We start from the raw sequence: 9,434 nt of genomic DNA, 5'->3' as shown, positions 1-9,434 counted from the left end.
TTCGCATCCACTAAACCAATCTCCTCTACTCATGTTTTCTGAGACTAGTATAGCTAGATTTCTACTTTATCGGAAGATACCTTGTTATTGGGCGCTTACAAACAAGCCTTGCTCCCATCTTAAAGGAACAAGGCTTATTTGCAGTGCTCTCATCGAGTCAGGAATTGACTCGATGAGCTTCTAAATAGACGAACTTAAAAAGTTCGCTATCAACAGAGGCAGGAATTGACTCGACGAGCTTCTAAATAGACGAACTTGAAAAGTTCGCTATCAACGGAGGCAGGAATTGACTCGACGAGCTTCTAAATAGACGAACTTGAAAAGTTCGCTATCAACTGAGGCAGGAATCGACTCGATGTAGCAGACAAATTTTACGAGTACAAAAAAGAGGTGAGATCTTTGTCCCAACCTCCTTTCACACTTTTTATTATTGGTGATTGATGCCAATCGAAAAGAGCAGACTATCCACTTCCAAATGACGAATGGTCTCAATCATAAGGAAGAGATTATCCGGACTAAAAATCTTTTGACCATAGTCTCCATGCTTGGTTTCTTCGAAGGCCAAAATTGGCTTCCCAGCAGCTGCCATATCAGCCACTACTGTGCCGACCTCTGCGTAGTTGTTAATATCCAAATAGAAATCTGCTTCTCGGACAATCTCATCGTAGAGCAGGCTATCCCGGGCTACACCAGGAGCTAGAGTAATATTCGGATAGACCAAAAGGTTCATCAAAGTCGCTGAGATCTCCGTTGGAGCAGCAATTACAAAACCAATATTTGGCAATTCCCGTGCCAGGGTCTCCAGATGGAGCAACTCATCAGAGTAGGTATAAACCCAGCCTACAAAATCATAATTTGAGAGAGACTCAACTTGTTTTTCCAAGAGGAAGGGACTGGTTGCTACCAGTTCATCCCAAGCTAGATTGGCATAGTACCACCAAACGGCTTGATAGGGAACTAAGCGAAGTTCATCCCAGGGCTTATAGGGGGTATCGTAATGGATAATAATCGGATAAACGGGACCTTTTTCCATTTCGACATCGGATAGGCTCTCTTTTCCTTTACGCTTTTTCCCCTTCATCAAGGAAGCGATATCCACTTTATCAGCAACATTGTCCCCTAGGAGAGAATAGGAATCATGAGCCACCTTGGGAACATGGTGACTAACAACCTTGAGCCGATCTCCCACCCCTGCTCCCTGAGGATCTTGATTCTGAACATTGGAAATCGTTAAAACATTGCCTAAATCTTTTTTAAAGATCGGCCCTAAATCTGTTGTCACAACCATATCTGGGGACAACAATAAAACATTCTCCTCTACCACATAGTGGTCAAGAGTGTAGCGGAAGGGACTTACTTCTAATTGAGCAAGATTTTCAGGTAGGCGAACAGATGTTACTTCGACAGCCATTCGAGCCAATCTCTTCCGAACTTTAGTAAACCATTGCTTGGCGATTCCATCGTGAGCAATGTAGAAATGCAGGTTTTGGTTATGGAGAATAACAGACTTCATCAAAGTCTCTAATTCTTGAATTTGCTTCACCTGGGCAACCACAATCAGGGCTTTCTTCATGACAACTCCTTGTTTGAAAACATCTCCTTAATTATATCACACTTTCAAGAACCAAACCCGAAAGCTGGATATATTTTAATCATTTAGACCATCCAAAAATTCCTGCATATCCGGATCATCTGGAACCAGATTGAGATAGAGTTGAGCCACCTCTGCCGCATCCTCTCTATAACCCATTTGACGCAACTGGTAGACATACTCTTGCAAGAATTCAGGATTGTCTTTCAAATCTCCCATTAATTTCTGGTAAAGCTCCAACGATTCTTGATCCCGTTCCAATCCTTGCAAGGCCTTGGCCAAATTCCACTGGGTCAAGACGGAATCGACTGTTGAAGGAACTTGATCCACCAAGTCTTGGAAATTCTCCTCCTCTAAATACAGATTGCTGAGCCGGAGGTAAACCTCCTCCAAATCCTCTGCAATCTCACGCGCCGCCAATAAATACTTTTTCGCACCTGCAACATCATGCAACTCATAGGATAACTGAGACGCTAATAACATCAAGGGCTCATCAAAAGGATTCTTCTGCAAACCTGTCTCAACCACGCGCAAGGCTTGATCCAACTGGTGCTCTTCGCGCAAGGCCCGTGCATAACCCAATTCAAAGCCTAACAAGTCTGGTGACAAGGCCTCCAATTGGCGAAAATAATCCAAGGCACGCTGGGTCCGCCCTGTCTCTAGTAACAGGAGCGCTAATTCATGGACGCTCTTATCATCATATTCCAGTTCGATGGCTTTTTCTAAAAATTCAATGGCCACTTCCAGCTTCCCAAGACTTGCGTAGCTAAGGGCAATGCGCTGATAGGTCGAAATACCGGTTAGCGCATAGATTTCTCGGTTATCTAAGCTAGCATAGGACTGGATTGCCGCCTGGTAATGGCCCAATTCAAACTCCAATTCCGCTAATCCAAAAACAATAACCGGATCATCACTAAGGGCCTGAGCCTCCAGTAATTTTTCACGGGCAACATCCGTCAACCCTTCTGCTTGGTAGAGATCAGCCTTGACCAAAAGACTGGCCAAGTACCATTCACTAATTACTGAGATTTCTTCAAGATAGGCAAAGGCTTCCTCGGTCCGCCCTTCCTGACTAGCCATTTGGGCTAGACTCAAGTAGGCTTCTGGATAAGCTGCTTTAATTTTTTCATAAAGCAATTGGGCTTGCTCATAAAACCCCATCTCTTCCAGATAGAGGGCCATTTCAAATTGCTGGTCCTCTGAAGACTCCTGCAACAGCCGGTCAAAGGCCTGCTGGGCAGCTTCTAAATCTTGCCGCTCCAAAGCTTCCAAAAAAGCTTGACTAGGATTCATGCTCTTCCTCCTCATACAATCCAGAGACTTCTTGGTACCAGGTAAAGAATGCTTCGACTACAACCTTGAGAGAGGCATAGACTGGTACCCCTAAGAAAACGCCCCAAACGCCAAACATACTTCCCGATGTCAGAAGGACAAACAGGATAGTCAGGGGATGAATATTCAATTGACTTCCCAAAATCAAGGGCGACACAAAACGGCCCTCGATGGTTTGTTCGACAATAAAGACTAGAATCACCTTGATCAACATGGCTGGCCCAGCAATCAAACCCAGAATAAGAGCAGGAATCATGGCCAAAAAACTACCCAGGTAGGGAATTAGATTAAGAAGGCCCGCAGACACTCCCAAGGTTACCGCATAATTGAGACCAATCAGTTTAAAAAAGAGGATAAACATCAATGCCACAATCACCGCTACAGTAATCTGGCCTTGCACGTAATTACCTAACTGCTTGTTGACATCCGTCAAAACGCGACTGAATGTTGGTCGGAACTTGGTTGGCATAAACTTAGTCAAATAGGCATTCAACTCCTTGCCATCCCGCAAGAGGTAAAACACAATAAAGGGCATAATCAAGATAGCCACCAAAAACTGGGACAAACCGGTCAAAAAATTGCTGGCCCAGTTAACCGCTCGAGGAGAATACTGACTGACAAACTCGGTCAAACGATTGGAAATCTCACTATTGAGCGCCACAAATTGTGGTCGCGCTGCATCAAAGAGCGGCTGGTCTACCAGCTGATTGAGTACCACCTCCGCCTTCTCCAGATAGGACGGGAAGTTCTGAACAAAGGCCAGAAACTGGGTCCGTAAATTTGGGATCAGCACCGCTACTCCCCAAACCAACAAGGCTGAGATCAAAACAAAAACTAGAACAATCGCCCAAATCCGTGGGATCTTCCGGGATTCCAAAAAATCCACCAGCGGATTGAGCAAGTAAAAAATCAAGCCCGACATAATCAAAGGCAAGGCCAAAATCTGCAGAAAACCTAGGATCGGTGTGATTAAAAAGCTAATTTTCGTTAAGAGAAAAATGTTCAAGAAAAGTAAGAGGCAGACTAAAAAGACCGTAATCGCCTTATTGTCTAAAAACCACCTAAAAAACCAGGAGAGGGTAAACGTCCGTTCTTTTTCCTGCATACTGAACTCCTTTTTCGAGATTTCCTTTCATTTTAGCATTTTTTAAGCAAAAAAACTGCGACTAGCCTATGATATAATAAAAGCAGTTAGCGCTTGCTTCTCACCAAGAGATCTAAGCCCCTAGACTCTAGTTAAAGGAGATACCTATGTTTGATACTCTCTATTTCGGAACTTATACAAAACGCGATTCTAAAGGGATTTATACAGCCCAGTTAGACCTGAGCACTGGCCAACTGTCAGCCCTTGAGCTTCTGACTCCAGAAACCAGTCCGACCTACCTCGCTTTCAATCCAAGCGGGCAACTTTACAGCGTTGCAGGCCAAAATGGCCAAGGTGGTATCGGAGCCTATCGTTTAACAGGAGAGCTCCTCAATCATGTCCTAGAGGACGGTGCTTCTCTTTGCTACGTCGCCTATGATGGCCCACGACAACTGGTTTATGGATCCAACTACCACAAGGGGCAAGTAACCGCTTATCGGATTGAGGAAAACGGTCGCTTAGCCTTGGTAGACGCCGTCAACCAAGAAGGCTCTGGACCCCACCCCAACCAAGCTTCGTCCCATGTTCACTTCTCAGACCTAACTCCGGATAAGTACCTGGTCACCTGTGACCTTGGAGCGGACCGTGTAACCACCTATAGTGTTTCCGATGCTGGTAAACTCACTCCGATCAATCACTACCAGGCCCAGCCCGGTTCTGGTCCCCGCCACCTGGTTTTCCATTCCCATTTTAAAATGGCCTATCTGGCTTGTGAACTCAACTCTACGGTAGAAACCTTGGTTTATGATGGTGTTGGTGATTTTGACTACCTCAGCCAGCAAACCACCCTACCAGCAGATTATCAAGGAGACAATACCGTTGGTGCTATCCGTATGAGTCAGGATGGCAAGTTTGTCTATGTCTCAAATCGCGGACACAATTCCATTACTGTTTTTAAGATCCTCTCTGATGGCAATCTCCAACAAGTACAAATTGTTCCCAGCCATGGAGACTTCCCCCGTGACTTTAATTTCTCCAGTGACCAAAACTTCTTGATTGTGGTCCACCAAGAATCTGATAACGCAACTGTCTTTAAACGAAATCCGCAAACAGGCCATTTAGAACTCCTATCTAGTGATTTTTACGTTCCAGAAGCTGTTTTTGTTTCAACCAATCCATATCAATAGCCTTCCCTCACAAATTATGCTATTCTAATAATAGAAAAACAAAAGGAGAATCCTATGAATCCAGTTGAACTCTTCAATAAAGTTAAAGAACTCATCGAAAACAAAGACCTTGAAGCTGCTAAGAGCTTCATCGATGAACACAAAGATGATCTTGGATCTTACCTTGACCAAGCCAAAGCCTTGGTTTCAGGATCTGAAGGTCTCAGTGGTGCGGTCGATAAATTGAAAAAACTCTTTTAAGACCCACGCACCAGTTTCATCGCTGGTGCTTTTTTGATAAAAGAAAGAACTATGCTGCATTTTGATTTATTTGTTATTGGTTTTGGGAAAGCAGGAAAAACCTTAGCTGCTAAGATGGCTAGCCAGGGTAAAAAGGTTGGTTTGGTAGAACAGGACCCAGCCATGTATGGCGGAACCTGTATCAACATCGGCTGTATCCCCACAAAAACCCTCCTTCGGGCAGCCGATCAAAACCTCTCTTTCAGCCAAGTCATGGCTGAAAAAGAAGCTGTAACAGGTCGCCTCAATCAGAAGAACTATGCCATGTTAGAGGGAGCGGGTGTCACCCTCTTTGATGCCAGCGCCAGCTTCCTATCCGACAAGGTTGTCCAACTAGAAGCAGGATCTGAACGCCAAGAGGTGACAGCTGACACAATTGTCATCAATACGGGAGCCGTTTCCAATCAACTACCAATCCCTGGCCTGCTTGAAAGCGACCATGTCTATGATTCAACTGGTATCCAAAACTTGAACGAGCAACCTCAACACTTAGGTGTCCTAGGAGCTGGACCAATCGGCCTTGAATTTGCCAGTCTCTACAACAAACTCGGTAGCCAAGTAACCATCTTAGATGCCAGCGCTACCTTCCTACCACATAGCGAAGCGAGCCTGGCCCAACTGGCCAAGGGCTATCTAGAAGAAGATGGCATTCAGATCCATCTCGGTGTCCTAACCCAAGCCATTTCCAACACAACAAATGAAAAAGTGCTCCTCCAAACCAACCAAGGAGACTTTGAATTTGACGCCCTCCTTTATGCAACTGGACGCAAACCCAATCTTCAAAACTTGGACTTGGAAAACACAAGCATTGCCCTAACTGATCGCGGTGCCATTCAAGTTGACAAACATTGTCAAACCACTGTGCCTGGTGTCTTTGCCGTCGGTGACGTCAACGGTGGACCACAATTCACCTACATCTCCCTTGATGATTTCCGAATTGTCTACAACTACTTGGAAGGCGACGGCAGCTACAACCTCGAAAACCGGAAACACATTCCAAACTCCATCTTTATTAGCCCAACCCTAGCCCAAGTCGGCCTTACCGAAGCCCAAGTTCAGGAAGCCAATCTCCCTTACAAGGCTAAAGAAATGCCAGTAGCTGCCATGCCTCGCGGCCATGTCGATGGTGACCTTCGTGGAGCCTTTAAGTGCATTGTAAACCCAGAAACCAAGCAAATTCTTGGAGCCAGCATCTTGGCCCATAATGCTCAAGAAATCATCAACTTGATCACCATGGCTATGGACAATGAGGTCCCTTATACCTACCTAGCCCAACAAATTTTCACCCATCCAACCCTAGCTGAAAATCTCAACGATCTCTTTAACCTATAACCAGAACCCTCGTGAGACACAAAACTCACGAGGGTCTTTTGTTGTTCGTTACTTGGGAACTAATGCTTATTGAATTTCAAAATCTGACCTTATCAAACCTCCTTGATAAATCTTAGCGACTACGAAAACACACTTCCAATATGCTAGGCAAAAAATCTTAAAAAGAGCCTCAACTACTGTCGGTTGCGTTTTCTAGACTGTTTGTGATTTGCTTTGTGTCTCATTTTCCACCTTTTTTCCTAACAATTCTTATATAAATCATGAAAGAGCAAGCCGATCGGCTTGCTCTTTCATACTTTCCTCTGATTCTCTACAAGAGAATCCCTTTAGTTTAATTCACTATAAGCCTTAGCGATCCGTGCGCCGACCTTGGCATTGTTATAAACCAACTGAATATTGGCTTCCAAGCTCTCACCACCGGTCAACTCAACAATTTTTCCTAAAAGGAAAGGTGTCATGTCTTTACCAGTGATGCCTGCTTTTTCCGCTTCAACAACTGCTTGGGCAATAATCTCATCAATATAGGCTGCATCCAATTCATGTTCAGTTGGAATTGGATTCACCACCAAACTACCTGCACTTAAACCAAGCTCGTGACTGACCTTATCCATTTGTGCGATTTCTTCTACAGATTCCACGCGGCTGTTTAATTTGTAAGGCGATTTACTGGTATAGAAGGCTGGTAGAACATCTGTCTGGTAACCCAAAACAGGAACCCCTTTGGTTTCTAAGTACTCTAAGGTTCTTGGTAAATCCAAAATAGATTTAGCACCCGCACAAATAACTGTTACCGGCGTCTGAGCCAATTCTTCCAAATCTGCAGACACATCCATGGTTTCTTCGTAGCCACGGTGAACACCACCAATTCCTCCGGTTACAAAGTAAGGAATCCCTACTAAATGAGCCCCAATCATGGTCGTCGCTACTGTTGTAGCTCCGATTTTCTTCTGAGCGAGGATCAAGGCTAAATCCCGCCGGGATACCTTGGCCACATCCTTTTCGGTTGCCAAGCGCTCCAAATCTGCCGCGCTAAGGCCAATTTTGTATTTTCCATCCATAATGGCGATAGTCGCAGGAACCGCTCCTTCTTCCCGGATAATGGCCTCAACTGTCTGAGCCATCTCCACATTTTGAGGGTAGGGCATTCCATGCGAAATAATTGTGGATTCAAGGGCCACAACTGGCTTGCCTTCTGCTAAGGCTTGGGCAACTTCAGGGGCAATATCAAGATATTGTTTCATTGGTAAAAAGTTCCTTTCTTTCTTTGGCAAGGCGCTCCTTTGACAAGGTTGGACGAACCGTATCCTGGGAGCTAATCGTATAGTAAGAATTGGTCAAACCCAATTGCAAGGTTTCCTGAATGGCCAAACCATTCAACCAGCCATAAATAACACCTGAGGCTAAGGCATCACCGGCCCCCGTCGCGTCTACAACCTGCTCCAATTTAATCGGTTGCAACTCCAGATAGGTCCCGTCTTGATGGGCATAAACCATGATATCAACCCCAGCCGTAATCAAGACCTGCTTAAGTCCATGCCCCAGCCAGGCCTGGGCCAAATCTTTTTTGGTGATACCATCACCAAATTGCAAGTCTAAATAGGCCTCCGACTCATCCAGATTGACAATCAGCCACTCCACACCTGTTAGGTCTTGAGGGAGATGTTTCATCTTAGGCGCCGATACCGGAACCACCGCCAACTGCAAGCCCTGCTCCCGCGCCAATTGAATCAGGTAATCTAGACTCTCCTTGGGAAGATTCAAATCTGCGACAATCCCTTTCGCATCCAGAAGCAAATTTTCATATTTGGACAACCAAGAAGGGGTCATCTCATCGCAAATGGTCATATTAGCCAGCGCTAAGGTCATATCCCCGTCCTCATCCAGGATAGCCACATAGGAACTGGTTGGATGGTGACTCTGCTTTTCGACATACTTGAGATTGACATAGGACTGGGTCAACGTCTTTAACTGCTCCCCATCGTGGTCATCCCCTACCAGAGATAGCAGTAAAACATCCTCCTCCAAACGGCCCAAGTTTTCCGCTATATTGCGACCAACCCCGCCGACCGAGAGACTCGCTCCCACCGGATTAGAAGTTCCCATCTGCAGCCTTTCCCTAGCGTAAAACTTGCGATCCAAGTTCATCCCACCGATACAGACAACCGACTTCGAATCCTCTAGGATATAAGCCCGACCACGGAGATAATTTTTTTGAACCAAACTGGAAATCAGATTGGCGACCGTAGACCGCGAATAGCCCACCTGGTTGGCCAATTCCTGCTGAGACTGGTAGGGATCCTGGCGGATCAAATCCAAAATCTCTCGCTCACGCTCTGTTAACACAAGCCTCTCCTCCTTTCAAAAACACTTGCCACAAACAAAACAATTGTTTTAAGCAAACTTATTATAAACCATCCACATTCACAAAGCAAGTGATTTGCTAAAAAACAGGTATGAAAAAAGTTCCAAATATTTTCGGCTCTTTGTCAAGTTGTGTGGAATCCCTGAAAACTGACAGTTTTAGGCTTTTATTATTTAGCTTTTTAATAAGGGTGTTGAGATGGTTTTAACGTCAATCCGAATCCGGCTTCTTTCGAATTTCTATGAGATGCTTTCCCTGTGGTGGGGG

At 45.1% G+C, this 9,434-nt stretch carries 8 protein-coding genes; 3 read left to right on the top strand and 5 right to left on the bottom strand.

Annotated features, from left to right (window positions below; translation table 11 throughout):
• Nucleotides 1–427: 427 nt before the first annotated feature.
• From E5983_RS07110 to E5983_RS07100, 3 genes are all read right to left on the bottom strand, one after another.
• The gene (locus E5983_RS07110; protein ID WP_160333184.1) at nt 428–1,573 is read right to left on the bottom strand and encodes a glycosyltransferase family protein; all 1,146 of its coding nucleotides are present in this window, start codon (nt 1,571–1,573) and stop codon (nt 428–430) included.
• Between the two features lie 75 nt (nt 1,574–1,648).
• Nucleotides 1,649–2,884: a tetratricopeptide repeat protein gene (locus tag E5983_RS07105; protein ID WP_160333183.1), complete on the bottom strand. Its 1,236-nt coding sequence runs from the start codon at nt 2,882–2,884 to the stop codon at nt 1,649–1,651.
• Nucleotides 2,874–4,028 (bottom strand): AI-2E family transporter, encoded by a 1,155-nt coding sequence (locus E5983_RS07100; RefSeq protein ID WP_160333182.1) that lies wholly within the window; start codon nt 4,026–4,028, stop codon nt 2,874–2,876. The genes E5983_RS07105 and E5983_RS07100 overlap by 11 nt, the downstream gene beginning before the upstream one ends.
• A 146-nt stretch (nt 4,029–4,174) precedes the next feature.
• Between E5983_RS07100 and E5983_RS07095 the strand changes: the two genes are divergently transcribed.
• The 3 genes from E5983_RS07095 to E5983_RS07085 are packed head-to-tail and all read left to right on the top strand — an operon-like array spanning nt 4,175 to nt 6,805.
• Nucleotides 4,175–5,194: a lactonase family protein gene (locus E5983_RS07095; RefSeq protein WP_160333181.1), complete on the top strand. Its 1,020-nt coding sequence runs from the start codon at nt 4,175–4,177 to the stop codon at nt 5,192–5,194.
• A 54-nt stretch (nt 5,195–5,248) separates the two neighbouring features.
• Nucleotides 5,249–5,434 carry a hypothetical protein gene (locus tag E5983_RS07090; RefSeq protein ID WP_160333180.1) on the top strand — a complete coding sequence of 62 codons (186 nt, stop codon included), beginning with the start codon at nt 5,249–5,251 and terminating at the stop codon, nt 5,432–5,434.
• 51 nt (nt 5,435–5,485) lie between these two features.
• Nucleotides 5,486–6,805, top strand: a complete 1,320-nt coding sequence (locus tag E5983_RS07085) for an FAD-containing oxidoreductase (RefSeq protein WP_160333179.1) — start codon at nt 5,486–5,488, stop codon at nt 6,803–6,805.
• A 326-nt stretch (nt 6,806–7,131) separates the two neighbouring features.
• Here E5983_RS07085 and E5983_RS07080 read toward each other — a convergent pair whose 3' ends face one another.
• Both E5983_RS07080 and E5983_RS07075 read right to left on the bottom strand, forming a co-directional pair.
• Nucleotides 7,132–8,046 (bottom strand): pseudouridine-5'-phosphate glycosidase, encoded by a 915-nt coding sequence (locus tag E5983_RS07080; protein WP_160333178.1) that lies wholly within the window; start codon nt 8,044–8,046, stop codon nt 7,132–7,134.
• Nucleotides 8,030–9,148: a PfkB family carbohydrate kinase gene (locus E5983_RS07075; RefSeq protein ID WP_160333177.1), complete on the bottom strand. Its 1,119-nt coding sequence runs from the start codon at nt 9,146–9,148 to the stop codon at nt 8,030–8,032. Before E5983_RS07075 ends, E5983_RS07080 begins: the two co-directional genes overlap by 17 nt.
• Between the last annotated feature and the right edge of the window lie 286 nt (nt 9,149–9,434).

Source organism: Streptococcus danieliae, from assembly GCF_009767945.1.
Taxonomy (GTDB): domain Bacteria; phylum Bacillota; class Bacilli; order Lactobacillales; family Streptococcaceae; genus Streptococcus; species Streptococcus danieliae.
The sequence above is the reverse complement of the archived record's forward strand: the minus strand, read 5'-3'. Positions and strand labels throughout refer to the sequence as shown.